Source organism: Streptomyces sp. NPDC086766 (assembly GCF_044746005.1).
Lineage (GTDB): Bacteria > Actinomycetota > Actinomycetes > Streptomycetales > Streptomycetaceae > Streptomyces.
Genome location: NZ_JBIVBI010000007.1, coordinates 197327 through 223199 on the forward strand (window position 1 = coordinate 197327; position 25873 = coordinate 223199).

At 75.8% G+C, this 25873-nt stretch carries 22 protein-coding genes; 13 read left to right on the forward strand and 9 right to left on the reverse strand.

Annotated features, from left to right (window positions below; genetic code table 11):
- Positions 1-2 precede the first annotated feature (2 nt).
- From ACIPM1_RS16120 to adhE, 3 genes are all read left to right on the forward strand, one after another.
- The gene (locus ACIPM1_RS16120; RefSeq protein WP_402434460.1) at positions 3-386 is read left to right on the forward strand and encodes a hypothetical protein; all 384 of its coding nucleotides are present in this window, start codon (positions 3-5) and stop codon (positions 384-386) included.
- 78 nt (positions 387-464) lie between these two features.
- Positions 465-1073: a CBS domain-containing protein gene (locus ACIPM1_RS16125; RefSeq protein WP_402434463.1), complete on the forward strand. Its 609-nt coding sequence runs from the start codon at positions 465-467 to the stop codon at positions 1071-1073.
- Positions 1074-1433: 360 nt separating this feature from the next.
- Entirely contained in the window at positions 1434-4115 is a 2682-nt protein-coding gene (gene adhE / locus ACIPM1_RS16130; RefSeq protein WP_402434466.1) for a bifunctional acetaldehyde-CoA/alcohol dehydrogenase, read from the forward strand.
- Positions 4116-4291: 176 nt separating this feature from the next.
- Here the strand turns inward: adhE and ACIPM1_RS16135 are convergent, their stop codons facing one another.
- Positions 4292-5206, reverse strand: coding sequence for a universal stress protein (locus ACIPM1_RS16135; protein ID WP_402434469.1), 915 nt, complete (start codon positions 5204-5206; stop codon positions 4292-4294).
- A 264-nt stretch (positions 5207-5470) separates the two neighbouring features.
- Here ACIPM1_RS16135 and ACIPM1_RS16140 point away from each other — a divergent pair, with 264 nt between their 5' ends.
- On the forward strand, positions 5471-5758 hold the full coding sequence (locus tag ACIPM1_RS16140) for a metal-sensitive transcriptional regulator (RefSeq protein WP_356189886.1): 288 nt from the start codon (positions 5471-5473) through the stop codon (positions 5756-5758).
- A gap of 60 nt (positions 5759-5818) precedes the next feature.
- On the opposite strand, the gene ACIPM1_RS16145 is transcribed toward ACIPM1_RS16140, so the two are convergent.
- Both ACIPM1_RS16145 and ACIPM1_RS16150 read right to left on the reverse strand, forming a co-directional pair.
- Positions 5819-6214 carry a rhodanese-like domain-containing protein gene (locus tag ACIPM1_RS16145; protein ID WP_356189902.1) on the reverse strand — a complete coding sequence of 132 codons (396 nt, stop codon included), beginning with the start codon at positions 6212-6214 and terminating at the stop codon, positions 5819-5821.
- Positions 6215-6357: 143 nt separating this feature from the next.
- Positions 6358-7239 carry a universal stress protein gene (locus tag ACIPM1_RS16150; RefSeq protein WP_402434473.1) on the reverse strand — a complete coding sequence of 294 codons (882 nt, stop codon included), beginning with the start codon at positions 7237-7239 and terminating at the stop codon, positions 6358-6360.
- Positions 7240-7592: 353 nt separating this feature from the next.
- Between ACIPM1_RS16150 and ACIPM1_RS16155 the strand changes: the two genes are divergently transcribed.
- Both ACIPM1_RS16155 and ACIPM1_RS16160 read left to right on the forward strand, forming a co-directional pair.
- Entirely contained in the window at positions 7593-9938 is a 2346-nt protein-coding gene (locus tag ACIPM1_RS16155) for a heavy metal translocating P-type ATPase (RefSeq protein WP_402434476.1), read from the forward strand.
- A 205-nt stretch (positions 9939-10143) separates the two neighbouring features.
- Positions 10144-11181: a GerMN domain-containing protein gene (locus tag ACIPM1_RS16160; RefSeq protein WP_402434479.1), complete on the forward strand. Its 1038-nt coding sequence runs from the start codon at positions 10144-10146 to the stop codon at positions 11179-11181.
- Positions 11182-11232: 51 nt separating this feature from the next.
- Here the strand turns inward: ACIPM1_RS16160 and ACIPM1_RS16165 are convergent, their stop codons facing one another.
- Positions 11233-12294: an Acg family FMN-binding oxidoreductase gene (locus ACIPM1_RS16165; protein ID WP_402434482.1), complete on the reverse strand. Its 1062-nt coding sequence runs from the start codon at positions 12292-12294 to the stop codon at positions 11233-11235.
- A gap of 207 nt (positions 12295-12501) precedes the next feature.
- On the opposite strand from ACIPM1_RS16165, the gene ACIPM1_RS16170 reads away from it, so the two are divergent.
- A complete protein-coding gene (locus tag ACIPM1_RS16170) occupies positions 12502-12774 on the forward strand; it encodes a DUF1876 domain-containing protein (protein WP_356188688.1) in 273 nt (90 codons plus the stop codon).
- Between the two features lie 159 nt (positions 12775-12933).
- On the opposite strand, the gene ACIPM1_RS16175 is transcribed toward ACIPM1_RS16170, so the two are convergent.
- From ACIPM1_RS16175 to ACIPM1_RS16190, 4 genes are all read right to left on the reverse strand, one after another.
- On the reverse strand, positions 12934-13830 hold the full coding sequence (locus ACIPM1_RS16175; protein WP_402434485.1) for a universal stress protein: 897 nt from the start codon (positions 13828-13830) through the stop codon (positions 12934-12936).
- A gap of 73 nt (positions 13831-13903) precedes the next feature.
- Positions 13904-14809 carry a universal stress protein gene (locus tag ACIPM1_RS16180; RefSeq protein ID WP_356188692.1) on the reverse strand — a complete coding sequence of 302 codons (906 nt, stop codon included), beginning with the start codon at positions 14807-14809 and terminating at the stop codon, positions 13904-13906.
- A 125-nt stretch (positions 14810-14934) separates the two neighbouring features.
- Complete coding sequence (locus tag ACIPM1_RS16185; RefSeq protein WP_402434490.1) at positions 14935-17310, reverse strand: glycoside hydrolase family 65 protein; 2376 nt, start codon at positions 17308-17310, stop codon at positions 14935-14937.
- 37 nt (positions 17311-17347) lie between these two features.
- A complete protein-coding gene (locus tag ACIPM1_RS16190; RefSeq protein WP_402434493.1) occupies positions 17348-18217 on the reverse strand; it encodes a universal stress protein in 870 nt (289 codons plus the stop codon).
- Positions 18218-18422: 205 nt separating this feature from the next.
- On the opposite strand from ACIPM1_RS16190, the gene ACIPM1_RS16195 reads away from it, so the two are divergent.
- The 6 genes from ACIPM1_RS16195 to ACIPM1_RS16220 all read left to right on the forward strand — a co-directional run bounded on the left by ACIPM1_RS16195 (position 18423) and on the right by ACIPM1_RS16220 (position 24010).
- On the forward strand, positions 18423-18971 hold the full coding sequence (locus ACIPM1_RS16195; protein WP_402434496.1) for a hydrogenase maturation protease: 549 nt from the start codon (positions 18423-18425) through the stop codon (positions 18969-18971).
- Entirely contained in the window at positions 18968-19162 is a 195-nt protein-coding gene (locus ACIPM1_RS16200; protein ID WP_402434499.1) for a hypothetical protein, read from the forward strand. Before ACIPM1_RS16195 ends, ACIPM1_RS16200 begins: the two co-directional genes overlap by 4 nt.
- A 101-nt stretch (positions 19163-19263) precedes the next feature.
- On the forward strand, positions 19264-21951 hold the full coding sequence (locus ACIPM1_RS16205; RefSeq protein WP_402434502.1) for a GNAT family N-acetyltransferase: 2688 nt from the start codon (positions 19264-19266) through the stop codon (positions 21949-21951).
- Between the two features lie 35 nt (positions 21952-21986).
- Positions 21987-22724: a CBS domain-containing protein gene (locus ACIPM1_RS16210; RefSeq protein ID WP_402434505.1), complete on the forward strand. Its 738-nt coding sequence runs from the start codon at positions 21987-21989 to the stop codon at positions 22722-22724.
- A 238-nt stretch (positions 22725-22962) separates the two neighbouring features.
- The gene (locus tag ACIPM1_RS16215; protein ID WP_402434508.1) at positions 22963-23469 is read left to right on the forward strand and encodes a universal stress protein; all 507 of its coding nucleotides are present in this window, start codon (positions 22963-22965) and stop codon (positions 23467-23469) included.
- Between the two features lie 16 nt (positions 23470-23485).
- Positions 23486-24010 (forward strand): flavodoxin domain-containing protein, encoded by a 525-nt coding sequence (locus ACIPM1_RS16220; RefSeq protein WP_402434511.1) that lies wholly within the window; start codon positions 23486-23488, stop codon positions 24008-24010.
- Positions 24011-24110: 100 nt separating this feature from the next.
- On the opposite strand, the gene ACIPM1_RS16225 is transcribed toward ACIPM1_RS16220, so the two are convergent.
- A complete protein-coding gene (locus ACIPM1_RS16225) occupies positions 24111-25706 on the reverse strand; it encodes an MBL fold metallo-hydrolase RNA specificity domain-containing protein (protein ID WP_402434514.1) in 1596 nt (531 codons plus the stop codon).
- Positions 25707-25873 lie beyond the last annotated feature (167 nt).

Below are 25873 nucleotides of genomic sequence, written 5' to 3' on the forward strand. Positions count from 1 at the left end.
ACATGACTGCCAGGGAGTTCGGCACCGGCGACGACACCGGCGCCGTACGGGTGCGGGCCGAGGGCGACGTCGACGAGCAGGCACTCGCCTACGTCCGGGAGAAGGTCGGCGCCGCGCTCGACCGTCCCGGACTGCCGCCCGTCAGCGGCGAGGTGCGGATCGCGCGGGCGGCCGCGCCCCACACCGAGCAGCCCTGGTCGGCCGGGGCCGAGATCCGGGTGGGAGGCGACCTGGTGGTCGTCCGCGCCCGCGAGGCGAGCGCCCGGGAGCTGGCCGACCGGCTGCAGGACCGGCTGCGCAGCCGGACGGACCGGGCCGCCCACCGCCCGGACACCGCCCGCAGGACGGCCACGCCGCCGCCGTGGCGCGGCGGTCCGGAGCGCTAGGTCGTGACCGCGACTCGGCAGGGCGGGGAGGGGCCGGTCGCCCCTCCCTCTCTGCCCTCCGCTCGAGGAGAACCTGCCGTGACTTCCCAGACCGTCGGCGAAGTGATGACCAGTGAGGTGGTCCACGCCGACCGCAGCACGCCGTTCAAGGAAGTGGTCCGGCTGCTCGACGACCACCGCATCAGCGGGCTGCCCGTGGTCGACCACGACGACAAGGTGCTCGGCGTCATCTCCGGGACCGACCTCGTCCGCGAGGCGGCCCGGACGGGCCGGGCGCCGGGGAGCGCGGTCACGGCGCAGGACCTGATGTCGACGCCCGCGATCACCGTGCACCCCGAGCAGCCGGTCCCGGACGCCGCCCGGGTGATGGAGCGGCACGGCATCGAGCGGCTGCCCGTGGTCGACGAGGAGGACCGCCTCATCGGCATCGCCACCCGGCGCGACCTGCTGCGGGTGTTCCTGCGGACGGACGACGACATCCGCCGGCAGGTCACCGACGACGTGGTGGCCGGGGAGCTGGGGCTGGCGTCGGAGGAGGTCGTGGTCTCCGTCCGGGACGGCGTCGTCACCCTCGACGGGCGGGTGGAGCTGCGCAGCGACATCGCGCTGGCCCTGCACCTGTCGTGGCGGGTGGACGGCGTCATCGGCGTGGTCAACGACCTGTCGTACCGGGTCGACGACTGCTGACCGGCCGGCCCGTACGCCCGTCCGCGGGACCGTCACGCGGGCGTGCACCTCTCTCGGGCCCCGTCTCAGGCCCCGTCCGTACGCCCGTCTCCGGGACCGTCACGCGGGCCCACGCCCTCGCCCGGCTCGCCCCGTGCACACGCCTCCGGGCCCGGCCCGCGCGCACGCCTCCGGGGCCGGGCCGGAAGGCCCCCCGGGCCCGGGACGGACGGGCTCGAGACGGGACCTTCGGGTGTCTGGGGCGGGGAAGCGCCCGGCGGGACAGTGGAGTCAGGGAGTGGTACCGATCCCCCGCGGTGCCGCTCCCGTCCGTATGCCGCCGCGGATCCCCGGCGACCCCGAGAGTGGAGGCACACCCCCATGACCCGACACGACGCCGGGACCGAAGCCGCGGTCGCCGAGGCGCGCTTCGACGACGCTGTCGCCGCCGAAGCGCCCTCCGACACCGCGGTCGCCGTGGACCGGCTGGTCACGGCCGGTCTCAAGGCGCTCGCCGACTACGACGCCCTCACCCAGGAGCAGGTCGACCACATCGTCAAGAAGGCCTCGGTCGCGGCGCTCGACCGGCACACCGCGCTGGCGCGCCTCGCGGTGGAGGAGACCGGCCGCGGGGTGTTCGAGGACAAGGCCGCGAAGAACATGTTCGCCTGCGAGCACGTCACGCACAGCATGGGCCCCATGAGGACCGTCGGGGTCATAGCGCGGGACGACATCGAGGACATGGTCGAGATCGCGGAACCGGTCGGCGTGGTCTGCGCGGTCACCCCGGTCACCAACCCGACCTCCACCACGATCTTCAAGGCGCTGCTGGCGCTGAAGACCCGCAACCCGATCGTCTTCGCCTTCCACCCCTCCGCGCAGCGGTGCAGTGCCGAGGCGGCGCGGACCGTGCGCGACGCCGCCGTCGCCGCGGGGGCTCCCGAGCACTGCGTGCAGTGGATCGAGTCCCCGTCCGTGGAGGCCACGCGCACCCTCATGCACCACCCGGGGGTCTCGCTGATCCTGGCCACCGGCGGCAACGCGATGGTGAAGGCCGCCTACTCCGCGGGCAAGCCGGCCCTCGGCGTCGGCGCCGGGAACGTGCCGGCGTACGTCCACCGCGACGCCAGGCTCCGCCGGGCCGTCAACGACCTGGTGCTGTCCAAGTCCTTCGACAACGGCATGATCTGCGCCTCCGAACAGGCCGTCATCCTCGACTCCGGCATCTACGACGCGGCGCTGGCCGAGTTCCGGACCCTGCACGCCCATCTGGCCACCGCCGAGGAGAAGGCGAAGCTGGAGGACTTCCTCTTCCCGGCGGCCGGTGCCGTCGGCGGCGGCTGCGAGCCCCGGGTCAACTCGGCCGCCGTGGGCCGCAGTCCGGCGTGGATCGCCGAACAGGCCGGATTCTCCGTGCCGCAGGACACCTCCGTCATCCTGGTGGAGGCCGAACGGGTCGGCCCGGACGAGCCGTTGACCCGGGAGAAGCTCTGCCCCGTGCTGGCCGTGCTGCGGGCCGAGGACGAGCGGCGGGGCTTCGACCTGGCCGCCGACATGGTCGCCTTCCACGGCCAGGGCCACAGCGCCGTCATCCACACCGAGGACCCGGAGCTGGCGGAGGCGTACGGCCGGCGCATGAAGACGGTGCGGGTCATCGTCAACGCACCGTCCTCACAGGGCGCGATCGGCGGCATCTACAACAGCCTGCTGCCGTCGCTGACCCTGGGATGCGGCTCCTGGGGCAGCACCTCGGTGTCCAACAACGTCTCGGCCGCCCAGCTGCTGAACGTCAAGCGGGTCGGCACCCGCCGCAACAACCTCCAGTGGTTCAAGGTGCCGCCGAAGATCTACTTCGAGCCGCAGTCCCTGCGGTACCTGGCCTCCATGCCCGAGGTGCACCGCGTCACGATCGTCACCGACGCGACGATGACCCGCCTCGGCTTCGTCGACCGCGTCAGCCGCGTACTGCAACGGCGGCGCGAGCCGGTGACCGTCCAGGTGATCGACAACGTGGAGCCGGAGCCCAGCATCGACTCCGTACGGCGGGGCGCGCGGCTGATGGGCGACTTCCGGCCCGACACGATCATCGCGCTGGGCGGCGGCTCGCCCATGGACGCGGCGAAGGTGATGTGGCTGCTGTACGAGCAGCAGGCGGCGGGCCACGACATCGACTTCGCGGACATGCGGCACAAGTTCTCCGACATCCGCAAGCGCGCCTTCCGCTTCCCGACGCCGGGTGCGCTGGCCCGGCTGGTGTGCGTGCCCACCACCTCCGGCACCGGCGCGGAGGTCACCCCGTTCGCCGTCATCTCCGACCCCGCGAGCGGCAAGAAGTACCCGCTGGCCGACTACGCGCTCACCCCGAGCGTGGCGATCGTCGACCCACTGCTCACCACCGCACTGCCCCCGGCGCTGGCCGCGGACAGCGGCTTCGACGCGCTCACGCACGCCATCGAGGCGTACGTCTCCGTCTACGCCAACGACTTCACCGACGGGCTCGCCCTGCACGCGATCCGCCTGGTCTTCGGCAACATCGAGGCCGCGGTGACCGACCGGGCCGGCCGCCCCGAGGCCCGGGAGAAGATGCACAACGCGGGCACCATCGCGGGCATGGCCTTCGGCAACGCCTTCCTCGGCATCGTCCACGCCATGTCGCACACCCTCGGTGCCACCTTCCGCGTGGCGCACGGCCGCACCAACGCGATCCTGCTGCCGCACGTCATCCGCTACAACGGCACGGTCCCGACGAAGCTGACGGGCTGGCCCAAGTACGAGGACTACCGCGCCCCGGGGCGCTTCCAGGAGATCGCCGCGGCCCTGGGCCTGCCCGCCGCGACCCCGGAGGAGGGCGTGGAGTCCCTGGCCCGCGCGGTGGAGGAGCTGCGGGACGCCGTGGGGATCGAGCCGGCCTTCCGGGACCTCGGCATCGACGAGCGGTCCTTCCTGGAGGCACTCCCGCAGCAGGCGCTCAACGCCTACGAGGACCAGTGCGCGCCCGCCAACCCGCGGATGCCGATGCTCGCCGACATGGAGGGGCTGATGCGCGCGGCCTACTACGGCTGAGGGCGGCCGGGAGGCAGCGCCGTCCCGCTGCGGCGCCGCGGTCTCCCGGACGTCCCTCGAAGGTGTCCGTCGAAGCGGCGTCCGCCTCGAAGCGAAGAGGCCGAGCCAGGTCCTTACGGCCCTGGCTCGGCCTCTTCGTGCTCTTCGTGTCCTTCGCGTTCTTCGTGCGACGCGGGTCAGTCGTGCGGGACGACCGCGACCGGCGCCGCGGCGTGGTGGAGGACCGCGTCGGTGACCGGCCCGATGTGGGCGCCGAGCGCGGCCTGGCGACCGGCGCGCCCGACGACGAGCAGGGCGGCGTGCCGGGAGGCGTCCACCAGGTGCGAGCACGCCCGGCCGACCACGGCCTGCGCGGTCACCGGCACGCCGGGGAACTTGCGCTGCCAGGGGCGCAGCACATCGGCCGGTGCCCCTTCCAGAGGTGCGGCGGCGGTGGCGAGGTCGTCCGCCCGCGGAAAGCCCGCGGCGGAGTCCTCCGCCGCCGGGGTCCGCCCGTGGATCACCCGCAGACCGGTGCCGCGCCGTGCGGCGGCGTCGAAGGCGAAGGCCAGGACGGCGTCGTCGGGCCGGTCCGGATCCACCCCGACCACCACGTCGCCGTCCGGCACCGGTTCGCCGGCTACGGCGAGGGAGTCGTCCTCCGCCTGCTCGGCGGAGTCCTCGGGCCGGACCAGGACGACCGGGTGCCCGGTCCGGGCGACCACGGCGCGGCTGACGGAGCCGAGCAGGAGACCGGTGGTCCTGCCCCGGCCGCGCGATCCGAGCACGAGCAGTTCGGCCTCGGAGGCGGCGGCCACCAGAGCCGTCGCGGGGTCCCCGCAGACGCGGGCGGTGTCGATCCGCAGCTCCGGGTGACGGCGGGCCAGGGACTCCCGGGCCTCGGCCAGAAGCCGCTCGGACCAGCCCGGGTCCGGCGGCACGGCCACCCCGGCCAGGGTGGCGTACGGAGTGGGGACGTGGTCCCAGGCGTGCACGAGACGCAGGGGGACACCGCGCAGCAGGGCTTCGCGGGCGGCCCAGTCGGCGGCCGCGGAGCCGGCCCGGCTGCCGTCCAGGCCGGCGACGACGGGCAGGGCAGAGGTGGGGGACATGGAAGCTGACCTCCTTCAGGGTCTGGCTCCACTGTGGTGATCGGCGGGCCTGTGACAGCAGGGACCAGAGGTCCTTCCCGGGTCGCCGACCGGCCGCCGAAAGAGTGTTCGCCGCCGCCGGATACGCTCCAGGGGTACCGTCGGGGGTCGGCACCGGCCCGGGACGTTCCCGGTCACCGCGGCCCCGCGACGAATCCGAGGTGGTCGACGCGGGCCCGAAAGGGGACGTACAGTACCCCTCGGGGTATTTTGCGAGGAGTGGACGTGGACCTGGAACTCGAGGGCGCCGACCTGAAGGCCGTACTGAATCGGCTGCGCCGTGCGCAGGGCCAGATCTCCGGGGTGATCCGGATGATCGAGGAAGGCCGTGACTGCGAAGAGGTCGTGATGCAACTCGCCGCCGCCTCGCGTGCGCTGGACCGGGCCGGATTCGCCATCATCGCCACCGGCCTGCAGAAGTGCGTGGCGGACATCGAGGCCGGGCGGACGAACGGCGCCGACGCCACGCAGATGCGCGCCCGGATGGAGAAGCTCTTCCTGTCGCTGGCGTGAGCACGGGCGACCCGCGCGCCGCCGCACCGACCGCACGGGTCACGGGTCACAGGTCACAGGTCACGCGATCGTGCCGTCCTCGCCGCGCTGGTCCACCACGGGCAGTCCGGCCCGCACCCAGTCCCGCATCCCGCCGACGACGTCGACGGCGGCGGCGCCGCGGGCGTTCAGCAGCGCGGCGGCCTTCCGGGAGCGCTGACCGGAGCGGCAGATGACCACCAGCGGACGCCCGCTCGTCTCGGGCGGCAGGGGTGCCCCAGCGGCGAGCGCGGACAGCGGCAGGTGCGCCGCTCCGGGGGCGTGGCCGGCCCGCCACTCGTGCCCTTCCCGTACGTCCAGGAGCACGGATCCACCCGGCGCCGCGGGCGCGCCGCCGCGGCCGGCCGGTGTGTGGCCGGTGCGCTCGGCGGCCTCGCGCGCGGTGACCCTGCCGGGGCCCCGACGGAACAGGCGCATCGGCACGTGCCGTCCCCCTTCTCCCGGTGCCTTCCGGTGCCTTCCGGTCGGCACTGTACCCCCAGGGGTATTCTGCTGCAGCGGGCCGCCTCCTGGGAAGGCCGCCCGCGAGACATCCCGGCCGCCCCGCGGAGGCCGGAGCGTCACCTCCCGCCGGAGCGGACCACGGCGACGGGACGGTGGGCGTGGTGCAGGACGGCCTGGCTGACCGATCCCAGCAGCAGGCCCGCGAAGCCGCCCCGGCCACGGGCGCCGACCACGACGAGCCGGGCCCCGGCGCTCGCGTCGACCAGGGTGGCGCGGATCCGGCCCCGCACCAGCCGGCGGTGCACGGTGACCTCCGGACAGCGCTCCTGGTGGCCGGAGACCGCCTCGGCCAGGACACGCTCCTCCTCCGCGCGCAGGCGTTCCTCGTCGTACGTCACGAAGGGCGGGTCGCCGGGACCGTCGTAGGCCCGCTCGTTCCAGGTGTTCCAGACGTGCAGGGCCACCAGGTCGGCCCCGTGCAGGGACGCCTCGGCGAAGGCGAACTCCACGGCGCCCTCGGCCGCCGGGGAGCCGTCGACCGCCAGCAGGACGGGACCCGCGGCGTCCGGCAGCCCCCGCACCACGAGGACCGGGCAGTGGCCGTGGGCGGCCAGGTGCACGGCGGTGGAGCCGAGCAGCAGGCTGCCGAAGGCGTTCAGGCCGCGGCTGCCGACCACCGCGAGCGAGGCGGTGCGCGACTCCAGCTCCAGGACCATCAGCGGCTCGCCGACGGTCACCTCCCGCGTCAGCTCCACCCCCGGCGCCGCCCGGCGGGCCCGCTCCTCGGCGGCGCCGAGGGTGCCGTCCACCAGGTCGCGCACCCCCGCCGCGGCCGGGTTCCAGGGCGTGCCGCCCGGCGGCACATGGAGCGACGGCCAGCCGAAGGCGTGCACCATGCGCAGCCCCACACCGCGCAGAGCGGCCTCCCGCGCCGCCACCTCGACCGCGTCCAGGCTCGACGGCGAACCGTCCACCCCGACGACCACCGGGTCCGCCATGACGGCACCTCCTTTCCGCCCAGCGTCCGTCACCGCGCCGGGGCCCGCACGGGGAGCCGCGCGCTCTGCGCGTGCCCTCGGTGCGGCCCGGGGTGCCCCTCACAGGGGCCGGACGGGGACCCGGCGCGTGCCATCCGGCCCTGGCTCCGGCACGCGGGCCGCCGGGACCCTGGAGGAGAGACCGCCGCGATGCCGTCCCGGACGCTCCGCCCGTGAGCCGCGGCCGGGCCGGCCGGTCCCCACCGTCGCCCCCAGGAGGTGCGCGCCATGACCGGACCCGTCGCCGCCGCAGCCGACGGCGTCGCCGCGCGGGTGACGGCCGTCCCCCGGGCCCGGGCCGGACGGCGGCTCCGATGAGGACCGCCGTGCGCCGCACCGAGCCGGAGCAGCAGGTCCCCCGCCCCGCCTCGGTGCTGACCTCATCCTCCTGGCTCGAACCCGTCCTGCTGGCCGTCACGACCGCGGCCCTGGCGGCCGGCGGCGTCTTCTGGCTGCTCGGCCAGGGCAGCCGCGCCGACCTGTGCTGGGCGCTCGGCACGATCGCCGCCGTCGGACCCGCCGTGGGATGGGTGCTGGGGGCGCTCCGGCAGGGCCGCGCCGGAGTGGACCTCATCGCGGTACTGGCGCTCGGCGGCACCCTCGCGGTCGGCGAGTACCTCGCCGGCGCCCTGATCGCCCTGATGCTCGCCACCGGCCGCGCCCTGGAGGCCGCGGCCCAGCAGCGGGCCTCCCACGACCTGCGCGCGCTGCTGGAGCACGCGCCGCGCACCGCCCGGCGGCGCACCGACGGCGAGGTCCGCACGGTGCCGCTCGCCGAGGTCGCCGTCGGCGACCTGCTCGTCGTCGGCCCCGGCGAGGTCGTCCCGGTCGACGGCCTGGTGGTGGGCGCCACGGCCGTGCTCGACGAGTCGGTGCTCACCGGGGAGTCCGCGCCCGTGGAGCGGGTGCACGGCCAGACGGTGCGCAGCGGCGTGGTCAACGCGGGCAGCGCCTTCGAGCTGCGCGCCACGGCGACCGAGCAGGACAGCACGTACGCCGAGATCGTACGGCTGGCCCAGCAGGCAGGCGCCGAGTCGGCGCCCGTGGTGCGGCTGGCCGACCGCTACGCGGCCTGGTTCCTGCCGCTGGCCGTGGCGACCGCCGGCCTGGCCTGGCTGCTCAGCGGCTCGGCGGTGCGGGCGGTCGCGGTGCTGGTGGTCGCCACGCCGTGCCCGCTGCTGCTCGCCGCGCCGGTGGCCGTCGTCTCCGGCCTGTCCCGCGCGTCCCGCCTCGGCGTGGTGGTCCGCGACGGCGGCGCCCTGGAGAACCTCGGGCGGGCCCGCACCCTGCTGCTCGACAAGACCGGCACGCTCACCGGAGGCCGCCCGCGCGTGCTCGACGTGTCCGCGGCGCCCGGCTGGAAGCCCGCCGACGTGCTGCGCCTGGCGGCGACGGTCGACCAGTACTCGCCGCACGTCCTGGCGCACGCCATCGTCGACGCGGCCCGCGAGCGCGGGCTGGAGCCGGCCGAGGTGACGGACGTGGCGGAGGAGCCCGGCCGGGGGGCCCGGGGAGTCGTCGAGGGCCGGCGGGCCGCCGTGGGCCGCCTGGAACCCGGCGTCCAGCCGCCGGCGTGGGCCCGGACCGTCGAGAACCGGGCGCTGCTGGACGGCGCCGCCGTCGCCTGGCTCACCGTGGACGGCGTGCCCGTGGGCGCTATCCTCCTGCGCGACCCGATCCGCCACGACGCGCCCCGGACCCTGCGCCGTCTGCGGACCGCGGGCATGGAGCGGATCGTGATGCTCACCGGCGACCGGCCCGAGCCCGCCCGCGAGGTCGCCGCCGTCCTCGGTCTGGACGACGTACGCGCCGAACTCGCGCCGGCCGACAAGGTGGCCGCCGTCCGCGCCGAGCGGGAGCGCGCGGTCACGGTGATGGTGGGCGACGGCGTGAACGACGCGCCCGCCCTGGCCGCGGCGACCGTGGGAGTGGCGATGGGAGCACGCGGTTCCACCGCCTCCTCCGAGGCCGCCGACGTCGTCCTGACCAGGGACCGGGTGGACCCGCTGGCCGACGCCGTCGCCATCGCCGTCCGCGCCCGGCGCATCGCCGTCCAGAGCGCCCTCGGCGGCATGGTGATGTCCCTGGCGGCGATGGCCGCGGCGGCCCTGGGACTCCTGCCGCCCGCCGTGGGCGCCCTGCTGCAGGAGGGCATCGACGTGGCCGTCATCCTCAACGCGCTGCGGGCCCTGCGGGTCGACCAGGCGGCCCGGCCCACCCTGGAGCCCGCCACGGAGGCCCTCATCCGGCGCTTCGCCGCCGAACACGACGACCTGCAGGACGTCCTGGAGGCCGTACGCGGCGCCGCGGCGCAGCTCGCCGACGGCGGCGGCGCGCAGGCGCTCGCCTCGGTCCGCGAGGTGCACCGGCTGCTCACCGAGCGCCTGCTGCCCCACGAGTACGCCGAGGAGCACCAGTTGTACCCGGCGCTGATGCCCACCCTCGGCGGGCCCGAGGCGACGGCCACCATGAGCCGCGCCCACGCGGAGATCGAACGGCTGGCCCGGCGCATCGCCACCCATCTCACGCTCGCGGACGCGGACGGCGGACTCGCGCCGGAGCAGCTGGAGGACCTGCGGGCGTGCCTGTACGGCCTGCACACCGTGCTCCGGCTGCACTTCACGCAGGAGGAGGAGAACTACTTCTCCCTCGCTCCCTGAGAGGCGGGGGCCGCCCGGACGGTTCGGCATGCTGACATCCCGTCAACTCCCAGCGCGATAAGGCCTGTCGGATCTGTCACAGGTGCGTCGCGCGCTGGGCCGGTCGGTCGGCTTGGCCCGCCGGACGGCCCGGCGGCAGTGCCGACCGGTCCCTGGAGGGCGGCCTCGCCCGGCGCTTTGCTGGAGGTGTCCGAGGGAGGATGCCATGCACAGCGTGACTTCGGCTCCGCGCGCTCGCGGGCGGCGTCCATGGGTGTGCACCGCGGCGCTGACGCTGCCGCTTCTCGTCGTCGGCGCGTGCGGTACGGGCACGGGCCCGGCCGGGCAGGACGGCGGCCGGGCGGCCGGCCCGGCCGCCGGGACGCCGGGAGGGAGCTCCGGGGGGACCTCGAGGGACCCGGGGAGCGCTCCCGGAGCGGCCGCGCCGTCCGTCGGCGGCAACCCCGGAAGCACGGGGCCCGGAACAGGAGCGGGAAAGGCGACGGGAACGGCCCGGCCCCCGGCCGGCGGTGGGACGGCGAGCGGGACGCGCGGTGTCCGCACCGGCGTCTACTTCCTGCACGGTGAGCAGGTCTCGCCCGCCCCGCGCACCGTGACCGCCCCGGCCACCGCCGCCGGTGCCGTCCGGGCCCTGCTGGCCGGGCCCGGACCGTACGAACGGGCGCACGGCCGCACCACGGCCATCCCGTCCGGGACGGCGCTGCGCTCCGTCGTGATCCGCGACCGCGTCGCCACCGTCGACCTGTCCGGCCGGTACGACGACGGCGGCGGCAGCCTGTCCCTGCGGGCACGGCTCGCGCAGGTCGTCTTCACGGTCACCCGCTTCCCCGGCGTGCGGAAGGTGCGGTTCGCGCTCGACGGCGAGCCGGTGCGGCACTTCGGCGGGGAGGGCGTCGTACTCAACGGGCCCGTGGGGCGTGCCGACTTCGAGGATCTCGCCCCGGCCGTCCTGGCGGATTCGCCGATGATCGGCGACACCGTCGGCAGTCCGCTGCGGGTGCGGGGCAGCGCCGACACCTTCGAGGCCGTCTTCCGGCTGAGGGTCACCGACGCCACCGGCCGCACCGCGGCCGACGTCATGGTGCGCGCCACGTCGGGCACCGGCACCCGCGGCACCTTCGACGTGACGTTCCCCTACAAGGCCGTCCGCACCGGACCCGGCCTGCTGAAGGCGTACTTCCTCTCGCCCGCGGACGGCAGGCCGGTGACCGTCGACACCGTGCCGCTGACCGTGCGGCGCTGACCGCCGGATCCGTGGCGGCGCCGTCCGGGCGGCGCCGCCGCCGTGCGCTTACTAGCGCAGCACCTCCGTGAGCGGGCGCCGGGGCAGCGGCCGGGTGCCGGGCGCGTAGCCGAGGCGGAGGATCATCTGCGGGAACTCGCCGGCGCTGAGCGTCTGCCGCACCTGCTCGCGCAGCCAGGGAAGTTCGAGGGGCTGGGTGTGGAAGGCCGCCATGACGTCCCGGGCGGCCGCGAACAGCATGATCCGTTCGAGTGCCTGGCCGGCTCTCAGCCAGGCCGGCCGGTCGTCCCGGTCCGTGCCCAGGACGGCGACCAGCCCGGTGCGGGCGGGCCATCGGCGGGGCGGGGTGGGGAACATGCGGGTGAGGCCCGCGTAGTCCCGTCCCGCGGGACCGCCGCTGCCGGGGGCCTCGGCGCTGGCGTCGCTCCCGGTGGGCCGGCCGCCGCCGTCGTCCTCGGGGGGCTGGTCGCCGGCACCGCCGCCGGGGGGCCCGCCGCTCGCGCCGGCCGGGATCCCCTCGCGCCGCGGGTGCCCCAGGCGCCAGGTCCACAGCGCCTGTTCGGGGTCGTGCGCGGGGTCGGTGCGGTGCACGTCCTGGCCGGCCCGTACAAGCTCGGCCAGGTGCCGGCGGCTCGTGCTGTCGTCGACGAGGTGCAGCCCGGCGCTCTCCCCGTGGGCCTGCACGCTCAGCGTGTCGACCAGGTGGGAGGGCAGCGGGTCGGTCAGGAACGGCCCGCGCACGGTGTGGCGCCGGCGCAGGGCGGCGTACATGGCCTGCTCCTCGGGGGTGGCCTCGGCGTAGGCCCCCCAGGTGACCCGGGCGAGGAAGGCCGGGTCCCGGGGGTCGGGGAAGGGCTGGACGACCGGTTTGAAGCCCAGGTGCCGCATGGCGAGCCGGACGTTGAACAGGGCCGCGCCGCAGCTGATCACCATCTCCCGGCCGAAGGGGTCGGTGAGCAGCAGCCGCCGGTCGACGTCGGCGTGCAGCTCGATGGCCCGGTCCCCGTTCGCGACGAAGAGCCAGGGCTGGGTGTCGTGGACCGAGGGTGCGGTGACGGCCGCGCGGACGAGGTAGGTGCTGGCGTGGCTGGGGCGTGCGCTGACGACGGACATGAGCGAGCCGCCCTTCTGGTGCTTCCTCCTTTCATGGTCGGCCCGTGCCGGGCCCGGCGGCATGGGCCGCTCGTCCCCCTCCCGGGCCGAGGGGCCTTTCGGCCCGGGGCCCCGGCGCGGTCCGCGGGGGCCGTTCGGCTCTGGTGCCGCCGGGTGCGGGGGCGCAGGGTGAGGGCAGGGAGCGACGCTCGTACGGGAGTGATCATCATGGAAGCCAAGCAGTGGACCGTGCAGATCTTCATCACCGAGGACGGCGACGACACGCACGCGCGAGCCGTGCTCAGCACCCGCGACACCGCGACCCTCACCGGACGCGGGGCGGCCCGGCGCAACCCGATCGACCGGCCGATCCCCGAGATCGGCGACGAACTGGCGGTCAGCAGGGCCCTGGAGGACCTCTCCGTCCGGCTGCACGACGTGGCCGCCGACGACATCGTGGAGCTGGCCGGCCCTGTGGACGCGGGGCCCGTTCAGGCATGACGGCGCGGCCGGTGGTGGTCCGGAGTCTCGTACGGGCATGACGGTCCCCGCCGGCCCGGGCGGGAGGCGCACTCGCGTACGCGGGCACAGGAAGGGCGCGTCACCTCACCGCGGGTGACGCGCCCTTCCTGTGCCGCGCTCCGCCGTACCCCGGGGCCGTCAGTCGTGCGGCACCAGTGCGACCGGGCGGCTGACGTGGTGGATCAGGGCGTGGGCGACCGGGCCGGTGTGCGAGCCGACCGCGGCGTGCCTCCTGCGCCGGCCCACCACCAGCAGCCCCGCCCCGGCCGCGGCCCGTACGAGCACGTGGGCCGGGCGTCCCTCGTGGAGGGTCTCCTCGACGAACACGGACGGGAACTTCCGGCGCCACGGCTCGACCAGGGCCGTGAGCTCCCGCTCCGCCTCCTGCCGGATCCGGGCCCGGTGCCCGGCGTCCGGGAGGCCCTCGGTGAGCGGGACGTGCCAGGCGTGCACGACGCGCAGCGGTGCCCGGCGCAGCTCGGCGGCGCGGAAGGCGAACTCCAGGAGGGCGTCGCACGGTCCGCCGACGTCGACGGCGACCGCGACGTCCCGCGGGGGCGTGCGCGCCGACGGCTTCCCGGTGCCGTCCGGCAGATGTTCGGACTCCGCGGTCTCCTCGGCGCGGACCAGGACGACCGGCCGGTCGGCGTGCGCCACGGTGGACATCGCCACCGACCCGGCGACGAACCCGCCGACCGAGCCGAGGCCCTGGCTGCCGAGGACCAGCAGCTCGGCGTGCTCCGCCTCGTCGAGGAGTGCGGGACCGGGCTGCTTGCGCACCTGCTCGGCCACGATGTGGAGCTGCGGGTACAGCTCGCCGAGCTGGTCGGCGGCGGCGCGCAGCACCCGGCGTGCCTGGAACTGCGGCACCCGCACCTCGGGCAGGCCGGCGGCGGCGTCCCGGTCGGGCAGTCCCTCCCAGGCGTGCACCAGCCGGAGCGGCAGCCCCCGGCGCAGGGCCTCCCTGGCCGCCCAGTGGGCCGCGGCGAGGCTCTCGCGGGAACCGTCCAGACCGGCCACGACCGGCTTCGGCATGACCGTCACCTCCCATGGTCCCTGTGGCGGCAGGGGTCCGGCGGGCGCCCGCCGCGGCTCGTGCGGACGCGGCTCAGAAGTGCGGTACGACGGCGACGGGGCAGCCGACGTGGTGGATCGCGGCGTGGGCGACCGGGCCGGTGCGCGGTCCCACGGGCCGCTCGACGAGGCGGTGGCCGACGACCAGGAGTCCGGCTCCGGTGGCCGCCCGCATGAGGGCGCCGGCCGGCCGGTCCTCCACCACCGTCTGCCGGACCTCCACGTCCGGGTACTTCTCCCGCCACACCTGCAGGAGGGCGGTGAGGAACCCCAGCCACTCCTCGGCCTGCTGCGGGTCGCTCATCAGGCCGACGTCGCCGGGGCCGAGGGCGATGGGGCTGGGCGCCTGCCAGGCGTACAGGGCCCTGAGCGGCGCGCGGCGCAGCCGGGCCTGCTCGAAGGCGAACTCCACGACCTCGTCGCTCGGGTCGCCGACGTCGACGCCGAGCACCACGTCCCGGTATCCGGTGCTGACGGAGGCGCTGCCGTCGTCCGCCGGAAGGTGCTCGTCCGCCGCCTCCTCCCCGGCCCGTACGAGGACGACGGGGCGTGCCGACCTGGCCACGACGCCGAGGGCCACCGAGCCCACGACGAATCCGGTGAAGCCGCTCAGCCCGCGGGAGCCGAGCACGAGCAGCTCGGCCTGCTCGGCCGCCTTCAGCAGGGCCGCGGTGGCCGGGCCCTCGGCCTGCTCGGTGTACACGTGCGGCGGGCGGGGGCAGGCCCGGCGCACCCGCCGTTCGGCCTCGCGCAGGACGCGGGCCGCGAGATGCCGCTGGGCGGCGTCGGCGGTCGCCCCTTCCCCCTCGCGGGGATGCCAGCTGCGGGCGTGGAACAGCAGCAGCGGCCGGTCGCGCCGCACGGCCTCGCGGGCCGCCCACTCGGCGGCGGACAGGCTCTCCGCGGAACCGTCGACTCCGGCGACAACGGGCGGAAGCATGACGCCCACCTCCTGAGCTCAGGTCAACTCCCGCTGTCAGCGTCCCGCCGATCCCGCCGGGCGGGCAGGGGCTGTCAGGTCCCCGCCGGGGCCCGACCGGCCCCTCCTCCTCGCGGTCGCCGCTCTCATTCCGGCAGCACCAGGTGGGAGGTCTCCCCCGGCTGGACGCAGACGTCGCGGTCGGCCAGCCGGACCTCGATCGGCGAGCGGTCCGACGGGGGCACGGCGATCTCCATGCCGCCGTGCTCCAGGCGCAGCCGTACGCCCCAGTGGCCCTGGTAGCGGATGGCGAAACCGTAGGACGACAGCTCGGGCAGCGGCACCGGGTCGAGCCACAGGGCGCCCTCGCGGGTCTCCAGGCCGGTCAGGCCGCGCTGGACGAGGTCGAGCGTGCCGGCCATGGCGCCGAGGTGGATGCCCTCGCCGGTGGTGCCGCCCTGCACGTCGGCGATGTCGGCGCGCAGCGCCTCCTGGCAGTAGGCCCACGCGCCGGCGCGCCTGACCCGGCTGAGGATCCAGCCGTGCACCAGGCCGCTGAGGGTGGAGCCGTGGGTGGTGCGGCCGAGGTAGTAGTCGACGGTGCGCAGCCAGACGTCGTCGTCGATCCGGTAGCCGAGCCGGGCGAGGACGGAACGGAGTTCGCAGGGGGAGAACAGGTAGCCGAGCATGAGCACGTCGGCCTGTTTGGAGGCCTTGTAGCGGTTGACGCTGTCGCCCTCCGCCTCCAGGATCCGGTCCAGGCGGCGGATGTCGTCGTACCGCTTGCGGTAGCCGTCCCAGTCGAGTTCGGCGAGGTCGCCGTAACCCTCGAACTGGCTGACGACGCCGTCGTGGAAGGGGACGTAGAGGGTGCGGGAGACGTCCTCCCACTGCTCCAGCTCGCCGCCGTCCAGGCCGATGCGCTCGACCAGCTCGCGCCGGCGCGGTTCGGGCAGGATCCGCATCGTCTCCAGCGCGCGGGTGAGCACCCAGGCGGCGGTGACGTTGGTGTAGGCGTTGTCGTCGAGGCCGGGCCGGACCGCGCCCGGATAGGCGTCGTGGTACTCGTCGGGGCCCATCACGCCCAGGATCCGGTGCCGTCGCAGGCCCTCGTCCCAGGTGGCCGAGTCCGCCCAGAAGCGGGCGATCTGCAGCAGCATCTCGGCGCCCTTGGTGTGCAGGAACTCCGCGTCCCCGCTGGCCTCGCAGTACTGCCACACGTTGTACGCCACCGCCGAGCCGACGTGGTGCTGGAGCCGCGAGTTGTCCGGCAGCCAGCGCCCGGAGCGGGGGTTGAGGTGCAGCCGCTGCGTCTCCTCCCGTCCGTCGCTGCCGCTCTGCCACGGGTACATCGCGCCGCGCCTGCCGAGCGCGCGCGCCGCCGAGCGGGCCGCCTCCAGGCGCCGGTGGCGGTAGTGCAGCAGCGCGCGGGAGACCTCGGGGAAGTGCAGGTTCAGGTACGGCAGCACGAACAGCTCGTCCCAGAACACGTGGCCGCGGTAGGCCTCGCCGTGCAGGCCACGGGCGGGCACGCCCACGTCGAGGTCGGCGGTGTGCGGGGAGAGGGTCTGCAGGACGTGGAAGAGGTGCAGGCGCAGGATGCGGCCGGGCTCCCCGGGGACGTCGAGGTCGGCGCGGCGCCACATCAGGTCCCAGGCGGTGAGCTGGGCCTCCAGCAGCTCCTCGAAGCCGGCGGCCGCGGCCACCCGGTCGATCGCGGCGCGCAGCGGGTCGCTGATGGCGGGGTCGCGCGAGGTGTGCACGGCGACGGTCTTGTCGACGGTGGCGGTGCGTCCAGGCGAAAGGCGCAGCGTCACGTCCTGCAGGGCTCGCGGGGGCTCGTGCCGGGTCGCGACGGGCGCGTCGGCGGTGAGGCGGGTGGCCATGGCGATGCGGATGTCGGAGGTGCGGGTCCGGCACCGCAGCCACACGGTGCCGGGGGCGGACGTACCCGTGTGGACATGGGTCAGGTGGCGGCCCTCCAGGTCCCGGTAGCGCCGCACCCCGGCGTTGACGACGCCGCCGTCGAGGGCCGCCTCGACGTCGAGGCCGACGTCCCCGGTGCCGCCGTCGAGCGTGAACTCGGTGCGCAGGGCCGCCAGATGGGCGTCGGCCAGGCACACCAGGCGCTGCTGGCGCACGGACAGCGTCCGGCCCCCGTCGAGCGCGAACCGGGTCCGCCGCTCCAGCAGCCCCGACTCCAGGTGCAGCACCTGCCGGTGCTCCAGCACCGGCGCCGTGTCCGGGGTGAGCCAGGCGCCCCCGGCGGTCCGGAAGCGCAGCGGCAGCCAGTTGGGCAGGTTGACCAGGTCCTCGTTCTCGACGCGGCGGCCCGCGACGCGCGAGGTGAGGCGGTTGTAGCAGCCGGCCACGTAGGTGCCCGGATAGTGCACGTCGTCCGCGTCGCACTCGGGGAGCGCCCCGCGGGTGGCGAAGTAGCCGTTGCCGAGCGCGCACAGCGACTCCCGGAGCCGCTCGTCCGCGGGGCGGTAGCCGTCGTACTCCCAGGTCCGGCCCGTCACTGCGGTGGCCCCCCTTCGGGCGGGGCGGGTGCGCGGGTCACACCCGTTGCGGCACGACCGCCACGGGGCACAGCGCGTGGTGCAGCAGCGTGTGGCTGACCCGGCCGAGCTGGAGGCCGAAGTGGCCCACCCGGCGCCGGGCTCCGACGATCACGAGGTCGGCGGCGGCCGAGCGGTCCACCAGGACCCGGCGGGCCGGGCCCTCGACCGCGGCGCGGCGCACCCGGACCGCCGGGTGGTCGGCCATCGGCTCGCGCAGCAGCTCCTCGAGCAGGGCCAGGGCCCGCTCCTCGTGGACGCGCGCCGGTTCCTCGGCCGCCCGGTCGGACGCCTCCTGCGCGGGGCAGCGCCAGGCGCGGACGACGTCGAGGACGCCGCCGCGGGCCTCGGCCTCGCGGAAGGCGAACCGTACGGCCTCGGTGCCCGTGTCGGGGTCTCCCAGCCCGAGCAGGATCCGCTCGTGGGTGCCGGCCAGGCCGGCCGGGTCGCCGCGGACCACGACGACCGGGCAGTGGGCCCGGCCCGCGACCGCCAGGCTCACCGAGCCGAGGAGCATCCCCTTCAGCTCACCGCGGCCGCGGGAGCCGGTCACCAGGGCGGAGGCGTTGTTGGCCTCGCGCAGCAGGGCGGAGACGGCTTCCTCGGGGACGATCTCGGTGGACACCTTCACGTCCGGGTCGCGCCGCTGGGCCCGCTCCGCCGCGGAGGCGACGATGTGCTCGGCCATGACCTGCTCGGAGGGCCGGTCCCGGCTGCCGGTCGGGTAGGTGCCTTCGTAGCGTTCCCAGAGGGAGGCGTACACCAGTCGCAGCGGCAGACCGTGCCGGGCGGCCTCGTCCACCGCCCAGTCGATCGCCGTCAGACTCGGATCCGATCCGTCGACGCCGACGACCAAGGGCAGATCCATCGCGCCCACCGCCTTTCCTCGGGCTGCCACGCACCGCGGCAAAGATCCCACTGTCGACCGTCGCACCCGGTGCCGTCGGCCACGAGGGGCGGTTCGGCCCCTTCCCGGGACGTTCGGCCCATGCCGTCGCGCACCGGAGCGGGACCACGCTGATCGCGTGGCCCGTGGTGAGGGACCGCGCAGCCCGGAGCGAAGGAGCGGCAGGATGCCCGTGACGCCCCGGATCGTGATCGTCGGGGTCGGAAACTCCTTCCGCCACGACGACGGTGTCGGCTGGGCCGTCGTCGACCGCCTGGCGGAGCGTGCCGCCGGCCGCCCGCTGCCGCCGGGGACCACCCTGGAGACCTGCGACGGCGAGCCGGCGCGGCTGCTCGGGCTGTGGGAGGACGCCGGGCTGGCCGTCGTCCTCGACGCCGCGCACGCGCACCCGCCGTGTCCGGGCCGGGTCCACCGGCTGGTACTGGACGCGGCCCGACTGCCGCGGACCGGGTCGACCAGCTCGCACGGCCTGGGCCTGGGCGAGGCGGTCGAGCTGTCCCGGACCCTGGACCGGCTGCCGGACCGCCTGGTGGTGTACGCCGTCGAGGGCGCCGACCAGTCGCTGGGGACCGGTCTGTCGGCCCCGGTCGCGGCCCGGGTGGACGAACTGGCGCGCAGCGTGGAGGAGGAGATCCTCCGGTACCGCGCCCGGGAGGCCCGCGACGGCCGCGGGGACGGCGGCGAGGGCGTGCCGGGCGCGGAGGACGGGCCGTGACCGGGCGGATCGCCCGGCGCGTCGAGGTGTTCGGGCGGGTCCAGGGAGTCGGCTTCGCCATCACCCGGACCGACGAGGCCGAGGCCGAACGCGCCCTCGAGGTGCTGCGCGCGATGGCCGACGCCGTGGAGAACGAACCGGGAGAGCCCCTGCCGGCCCGGACGCCCGAACCGCCGGGCCCTCCCGGGTGATTCCGGTGGGCCGGTCGGCCCGCCGCCGTGCCCGGTCAGCCCCTGGGGGCCCGGGGACGGCCCCACGAGGCTGAAGCCGACGGCACCGGAGGGAGAGCGCGATGACCGACACCCAGGAACCGCCCGTCCACGCCCTGTTGACCGACGGCACCACCGTCCGGATCCGGCGGGCGGTCCCGGGCGACCACGACCAAGTGCTGCGCCTGTACGAGGAGATGTCCGACACGAACCTGCGGCTGCGGTTCTTCTCCCTCAGCCGCGCCTCCGCCCGGCAGGCCGCCGACCGCGCCGCCGCGCCGCGACGCCCCGGCCATGAGGCCCTGGTGGCCGAGCACGCCGGCCGTCTGGTGGGCCTGGCCGAGTACGAGGCCGACCCGGAGGGCACCGCCGCCGAGATCGCGCTCGCCGTCGCCGACGACTGGCACCACCGCGGTGTGGCCACCCTGCTGCTCGAACACCTCGCGGACGCCGCCCGCACCGCGGGCGTCCGCGCCTTCACCGCCGACGCCCTGGCGGAGAACCACGCCATGCTGAAGGTCTTCCACGACCTCGGACTGCGCGTCACCCGCCGCTACGAGGGGCCCGAGGTGCACTGCCTGGTCGAACTGACCGAGGACGAGACCTACTTGACGGCGGTGGACACCCGCGGCCGCGCCGCCGACCTCGTCAGCCTGCGGCCCCTGCTGCGGCCCCGGTCCGTCGCGGTGATCGGCGCGGGCCGCCGCCCCGGCTCGGTCGGCCGGGCGATCCTGCGCAACATCCGCACCGGCTCCTACACCGGCCGGCTGTTCGCCGTGCACCCCGAGGCCCGGTCCGTCGCCGGGGTGCACGCGTACCCGTCCGTCGCCGCGCTGCCGCAGGTGCCCGAACTCGCCGTCGTGGCCGTCCCCGCGGCGGCCGTGCCACGGGTCGCCGAGGAGTGCGGCACGGCCGGCGTGGCCGCGCTGCTCGTCGTCACGGCCGGCCTCGACGTCCACCAGTCGGGCGCCCTGCTGGGGGCCTGCCGCCGGTACGGGATGCGGCTGGTGGGCCCCAACTGCCTGGGCCTGGCCGACACCGAGCAGGACGTCCGCCTGGACGCCACCTTCGCCGCCCGCCATCCGGGGCCGGGCACCGCCGGGGTCGCCGTACAGTCCGGCGGGGTCGGCATCGCCCTGCTCGCCGGGCTGGCACGGCTCGGCATCGGCGTGTCCACCTTCGTCTCGCTCGGCGACAAGTACGACGTCAGCGGCAACGACATGCTCCAGTGGTGGGAGGCCGACGGGCACACCGACCTGGCGCTGCTGCACCTGGAGTCCTTCGGCAACCCGCGCGCCTTCTCCCGCACCGCCCGCCGGGTGGCCCGCACCATGCCGGTGCTGACCGTGGACGCCGGACGCTCGGAGGCGGGCCGCCGGGCCGCCGCGTCGCACACGGCGGCGGCCGCCACCCGCACCATGACCCGCCGGGCGCTGTTCACCCAGGCCGGGGTCACGGCCACCCGTTCCATCGGTGAACTCCTCGACGCAGCCGCCCTGTTGCACTCCCAACCGCTGCCGGCAGGCACCCGGGTCGCCGTGCTGAGCAACGCGGGCGGGGCGGGCGTGCTCGCCGCCGACGCGTGCGCGGACGCGGGGCTCGTCGTACCGCCGCTCGCCACGGGGCTGGTGGACGAGCTCCTCGCGCTGCTGCCCGAGGGCGCCACCGCCACCAACCCCGTCGACGCGACCGCGGCCGTCGGCGAGGAGCAGCTCCGCGCCTGTGTGGACCGCCTGACCAGGCACGGAGCCGTGGACGCCGTGCTGGTGGCCCTGGTCCCCACGGCGCTCGCCGAGGCCACCGGGGAGGACCTGGTGCGGTCCCTCACCCACCGCCCCGGCCCGCTGCCCCGCCCGGTGCTCGCGGTGCTGCCCGCGCAGGCGGCCCGGGTCGAGCTCCTCCCGGCGCACGACGACGGGACGGTGCCCGCGTACAGCGACGCCGAGGACGCCGCGCGCGCCCTGGCCCACGCGGCCGCCCGAGCCCGCTGGCTCGACCAGCTCCCCGGCTCCGTACCGGAGCTGACGGACGTGGAGAGCGACCGGGCGCGCGAGCTGGTCGCCGCGTTCCTGGACGAGCACCCCGAGGGCGACTGGCTGGACCCGCCGGCCACCGCCGCCCTCCTGGGCTGCTACGGCATCCGGCAGATCCCGTGGGCCTGGGCCCGGGACGAGGACGAGGCGGTCGACGCCGCGGAGCGGCTGGCCGGGCCCGACGGGCGCGTGGTGATGAAGGCCCACTGGCCCGGGCTGCTGCACAAGAGCGAGCAGCACGCCCTCCATCTGGACCTGCGCAACGCCCCGCAGGTCAGGGCCGCACACCGGGACCTGGTCACCCGGTTCGGCGACCGGCTCACCGGGGTGGTGGTCCAGCCGCTCGCCGAACGCGGCACGGAGCTGTTCGCCGGGGTCGTGCAGGACGAGGTCTTCGGGCCGCTGGTGGTCTTCGGCCTCGGCGGCACGGCCACCGAACTGCTCGCCGACCACGCGGGACGGCTCGCCCCGCTCACCGAACGGGACGTGCGCGAGCTGATCACGTCCCCACGCTGCTCCCCGCTGCTCTTCGGCTACGCCGGCAGCCCGGCCGCCGACCTCGAAGGGCTGGAGCAGCTGCTGCACCACCTGTCCCGGATGGCCTGCGACCTGCCGCAGCTCGCCGAGGCCGACCTCAACCCGGTGCTGGCCGGACCGCACGGCGTCACGGCGCTCGACGTCCGTGTGCGGCTCGTGCCGCGCCACCCGCACGACCCGTATCTGCGCCGCCTGCGCTGACCGGGAACCGACCCCCTGTTGGAGGAGCTACAGCGATGAAGGCCACGAAGATCGGCGCCGTGATGGTCACCGACGTCGTCACCGCCGAGACCGGCACGCCGTTCAAGGAAGTGGTGCGCAGGCTCGGGGACCACCGGATCAGCGGGCTCCCGGTGATCGACGAGGACCACCACGTGGTCGGCGTGATCTCCGAGACGGACCTGCTGCTGCGCGAGGCCCGCCGGCCCGCCCCGGTGGGCGCCTTCGGCGGCCGGTCCTACCGGCTGCGCGGGCTGGTCCGCGGGGCGCGCCGGCGCGCGGCCAAGAGCCGTGCGCGGTCGGCCGGCGGGGTGATGTCGGCGCCCGCGGTCACCGTGCGCGCCGACGCCACCGTCACCCATGCCGCCCGGGTGATGGCCGAGCACCGCGTCGAGCGCCTGCCCGTGGTGGACGAGGAGGACCGGCTCGTCGGCATCGTCACCCGCCGCGAACTGCTGCGGGGTTTCCTGCGCGCCGACGAGGAGATCCGCCGGGAGGTGGAGGAGGAGGTGTTCGGGAACACGCTGTGGCTGGCCCCGCACGTCGTCGAGGCCACCGTGCGGGACGGCGTCGTCACGTTGACCGGGCAGCTGGAGCGGCGCGGCGACATCCCCGTCGCGGTCGGCATGACCCGCCGGATCGACGGCGTGGTGGACGTCGTCGACCGGCTGTCGTACCGGCTGGACGACACGCGTCTGCGGCCGGTGGAACAGGCCCTGCACGGCGTGGCCGACGACTGGCTGCGCAGGCTGTGAGCACCGGCGCACCGGTCCTCCGCGCCCCACATGCGCGGGCCGTCGGCCGTGAGGCCCTCCAGTAGGGGTGCGCCCCGGACCGCCGCGTCTGCGGGATCCCGCGCGGCGGGCCGCCGGGACACCGCCCGCGGCAGTCGGTCCAGGGACCCTCGGACGCCGGGAGGAGCCTGTCGGCCCACGCGCCCGGGGCCCGGTCCGGGGCACGGTGGAAGCCGGACGTCCAGAAGGGAGGCCGACCATGACCGCATTCGCCACCGGCGGGGACATCGTCGTGGGCGTCGACGGTTCCGAGGCGTCCGCGGCCGCCCTGCGCTGGGCCGCCGAACAGGCCGGCGCCGTGCACGCGGAGGTCGTCGCCGTACACGCCTGGGAGCCCACGGGGCCGCACATCGCTCCGTACGCCCCGGTGTCGGCCCGCCCGACGGCCGAGGCCGAACGCGACGAGGCCGCGCGGCTGCTCGCCGACACCGTGCGCTCCGCCCTCGGCCCGCGGACCGGTCCCGGCGTGCGCGCCGAACTGGTGGAAGGGCCCGCCGCACGCGTCCTCTTGGACCGGGCGCGCGGCGCGCGGCTGCTCGCCCTGGGCCGCACCCTGCACGGGCCGGGCGACGAGGGAGCCATCGGCGCGGTCGGCCGTGAGTGCCTGCGGCACGCGAAGGTCCCGGTGGTCGAGGTGCCCGCCACCGGCCGGCCCGCCGGCGCCCGGGGCGGCCGGGCCCACCGGGTCGCCGGCACCGCCGTCTGAGGCACGGGGAGGCGTCATGGACGTCCTGGTCGGTTACGCGTCCGCGCACGGCTCCACCCGCGAGATCGCCGAACGGGCGGCCGACGTGCTCGGCCGTGCCGGGCTGACGGCAGAGGCCCGGCCCCTGGCGGAGGTCGACGACGCCGGCGCCTACCGGGCGTTCGTCCTCGGCAGCGCCGTCCACGACCAGAGCTGGCTCGCCCCGGCCCGGGACTTCGTCCGCGACCATCACGACCTGCTCGGCTCCCGGCCCCTGTGGATCTTCAGCGTCGGGATGCCGGCCGCCCTGCGCGGTCCGATGAGGCGCTGGGTGGCGAAGGAGCTCCCGGCGATCGAGGCGGGCCTGCCCGCGGTGCCGGCGTTCCGGAGCCACCGCCTGTTCTCGGGTGTCGTCACGCCGGCCCAGCTGCCGCGCACGGGACGCTTCCTGTTCCGGCTGTTCGGCGGGCGGTACGGCGACCACCGCGACTGGGACGCCGTCGAGCGGTGGGCCGCGGACATCGCCGATGAGCTGGCCCGAGAACGCCGCCCCGGCGCTTGACCGTCCACGGGGGCGTTCCGCCCTCCCCGCCGTCCGCCGTGTGAAGCTCGGCGAGGCCGGTCCCGCCGACCTCGACGGGCCCGTGGACCGGCCGCGCGGCTCAGCGCACCAGCACGTGCTCCCCGGAACGCGGGACGACGGCGGTCCAGCCCAGGGTCCGGTCGATGCGGTCGCGCAGCGCCTCGGACGCGTCGGGCTCGCCGTGCACGAGGTAGGTGGTGTGCGGGGCCGGCGCCCCGCGCAGCCATTCGACGATCTGGGCGGCGTCGGCGTGCGCCGAGAAGTGCGGAACGTCGGCGACCTCGGCCCGTACGGGGACGTACTCGCCGAACATCTTCAGCACCCGGGCGCCGTCGACGAGATCCCTGGCCCTGGTGCCCTCGGCGGCGAACCCGACCACGACGACCGCGTTGCGCGAGTCGGGCAGCAGGCGCCGCAGATGGTGCAGGACCCGGCCGCCGGTGGCCATGCCGGCCGACGAGACGATGACGGCGGGGCCGCCCGCCCGGGCGATCTCCACGGACTCCGGGACGGAGCGCACGGCGGTGAACGGCTCGGGGCTCAGCACGGCCGTCCCCGCGGCGACGACCTCCGGACGCAGTTCGGACGCCCCGGCGACGATGGCGTCCCGGTAGACGTCGAGGGCGGCCAGCGCCATGGGGCTGTCGACGTACACCGGGACCGCGGCGGGCAGCCGTCCGGTGCGGCGCAGTTCGGCCAGCTCGTGCAGGACGACCTCGGTGCGGTCGAGGGCGAAGGACGGGATGACCACGGTGCCGCCGCGCGCCAGGGTGCGGTGCAGCACGTCGGTGAAGTGGGCGCGCCCGGCCTCCTCCTCGTGCCGGCGGCTGCCGTACGTCGACTCCATCAGCAGCACGTCCGCCCCGCTGAACGGCTCCGGGGGGAGCAGCAGCGGATGGCCCGGGCGCCCCAGGTCGCCGCTGACGGCAAGGGTGTGGCCGTCCTCCAGGGTGAGCCGGGCCCAGGCCGAGCCGAGGATGTGGCCGGCCGGGTGCAGGGTGAGCCGGGTGCCGGCCGCCACGTCGCTCGTCGTGCCGGTCCGTACCGGGCGCAGCAGCCGGACCGTGCGGTCCACGTCCGCGTCGTCGTAGAGCGGCTGTGCGGGCCGGTGCCGGGACCAGCCGTGCTCGTTGGCGTGCCGGGCGGCCTCGGTCTGCAGCCGGGCGCTGTCCCGCAGCACGATCTCGATGAGCCGGGCGCTGGACTCGGTGGTCACGACGGGGCCCCGGAATCCCTGCCGCACCAGCCGGGGGAGGTAGCCGCAGTGGTCCAGATGGGCGTGGGTCACGACCACCGCCTCGATGTCCTCGGCGTCGCAGGGCAGCCGGCGCCAGTTGCGCCGCCGCAGGTCGGCGAGCCCCTGGAAGAGGCCGCAGTCGACCAGGACGCGGGCGTGGTCGCTCTCGACCAGGAACTTGCTGCCGGTGACCGTGCCCACGCCGCCCAGGAAGGTCAGCAGGGCCGGCCGCGAACGGGCGCCCGGCGCCCGGCCGGTCCCCGCGACGGCGGATTCGACGTCGGACTTGGCGACGGTGGACTGCGCGGCTGCGGACCGCACGGTGGTGGTCTCCACGGCGGCGGAATCCGCGGTGGCCGTCTCCGCGGCGGAATCCGCGGTGGCCGTCTCCGCGGCGGCGGTCTGCGCGGACGCGTGGGGCTCCCCTGCGACGGTCATGTCGTGCTCCTCGGCGGTCGGGGCCGAACGGCCCTGGCGTACGGGCGCCGGAAGTGGTGTCCTGTAAGTGACGGGAAGGACCTGAGACAGACGCGGAGAAGCGGCCGGCGAAACCGCGCACCGCGCAATCAGGATCCGCGAGAAGCGGGTGGTCCTTCCCGTCGACA

Coding starts and splice junctions, on each gene's coding strand:
- ACIPM1_RS16120 (WP_402434460.1), top strand. CDS start 3: ATGACTGCCAGGGAGTTCGGCACCGGCGACGACACCGGCGCCGTACGG.
- adhE (WP_402434466.1), top strand. CDS start 1,434: ATGACCCGACACGACGCCGGGACCGAAGCCGCGGTCGCCGAGGCGCGC.
- ACIPM1_RS16135 (WP_402434469.1), bottom strand. CDS start 5,206: ATGTCCCCCACCTCTGCCCTGCCCGTCGTCGCCGGCCTGGACGGCAGC.
- ACIPM1_RS16145 (WP_356189902.1), bottom strand. CDS start 6,214: ATGCGCCTGTTCCGTCGGGGCCCCGGCAGGGTCACCGCGCGCGAGGCC.
- ACIPM1_RS16150 (WP_402434473.1), bottom strand. CDS start 7,239: ATGGCGGACCCGGTGGTCGTCGGGGTGGACGGTTCGCCGTCGAGCCTG.
- ACIPM1_RS16155 (WP_402434476.1), top strand. CDS start 7,593: ATGAGGACCGCCGTGCGCCGCACCGAGCCGGAGCAGCAGGTCCCCCGC.
- ACIPM1_RS16160 (WP_402434479.1), top strand. CDS start 10,144: ATGCACAGCGTGACTTCGGCTCCGCGCGCTCGCGGGCGGCGTCCATGG.
- ACIPM1_RS16165 (WP_402434482.1), bottom strand. CDS start 12,294: ATGTCCGTCGTCAGCGCACGCCCCAGCCACGCCAGCACCTACCTCGTC.
- ACIPM1_RS16170 (WP_356188688.1), top strand. CDS start 12,502: ATGGAAGCCAAGCAGTGGACCGTGCAGATCTTCATCACCGAGGACGGC.
- ACIPM1_RS16175 (WP_402434485.1), bottom strand. CDS start 13,830: ATGCCGAAGCCGGTCGTGGCCGGTCTGGACGGTTCCCGCGAGAGCCTC.
- ACIPM1_RS16180 (WP_356188692.1), bottom strand. CDS start 14,809: ATGCTTCCGCCCGTTGTCGCCGGAGTCGACGGTTCCGCGGAGAGCCTG.
- ACIPM1_RS16190 (WP_402434493.1), bottom strand. CDS start 18,217: ATGGATCTGCCCTTGGTCGTCGGCGTCGACGGATCGGATCCGAGTCTG.
- ACIPM1_RS16195 (WP_402434496.1), top strand. CDS start 18,423: ATGCCCGTGACGCCCCGGATCGTGATCGTCGGGGTCGGAAACTCCTTC.
- ACIPM1_RS16205 (WP_402434502.1), top strand. CDS start 19,264: ATGACCGACACCCAGGAACCGCCCGTCCACGCCCTGTTGACCGACGGC.
- ACIPM1_RS16210 (WP_402434505.1), top strand. CDS start 21,987: ATGAAGGCCACGAAGATCGGCGCCGTGATGGTCACCGACGTCGTCACC.
- ACIPM1_RS16215 (WP_402434508.1), top strand. CDS start 22,963: ATGACCGCATTCGCCACCGGCGGGGACATCGTCGTGGGCGTCGACGGT.
- ACIPM1_RS16220 (WP_402434511.1), top strand. CDS start 23,486: ATGGACGTCCTGGTCGGTTACGCGTCCGCGCACGGCTCCACCCGCGAG.
- ACIPM1_RS16225 (WP_402434514.1), bottom strand. CDS start 25,706: ATGACCGTCGCAGGGGAGCCCCACGCGTCCGCGCAGACCGCCGCCGCG.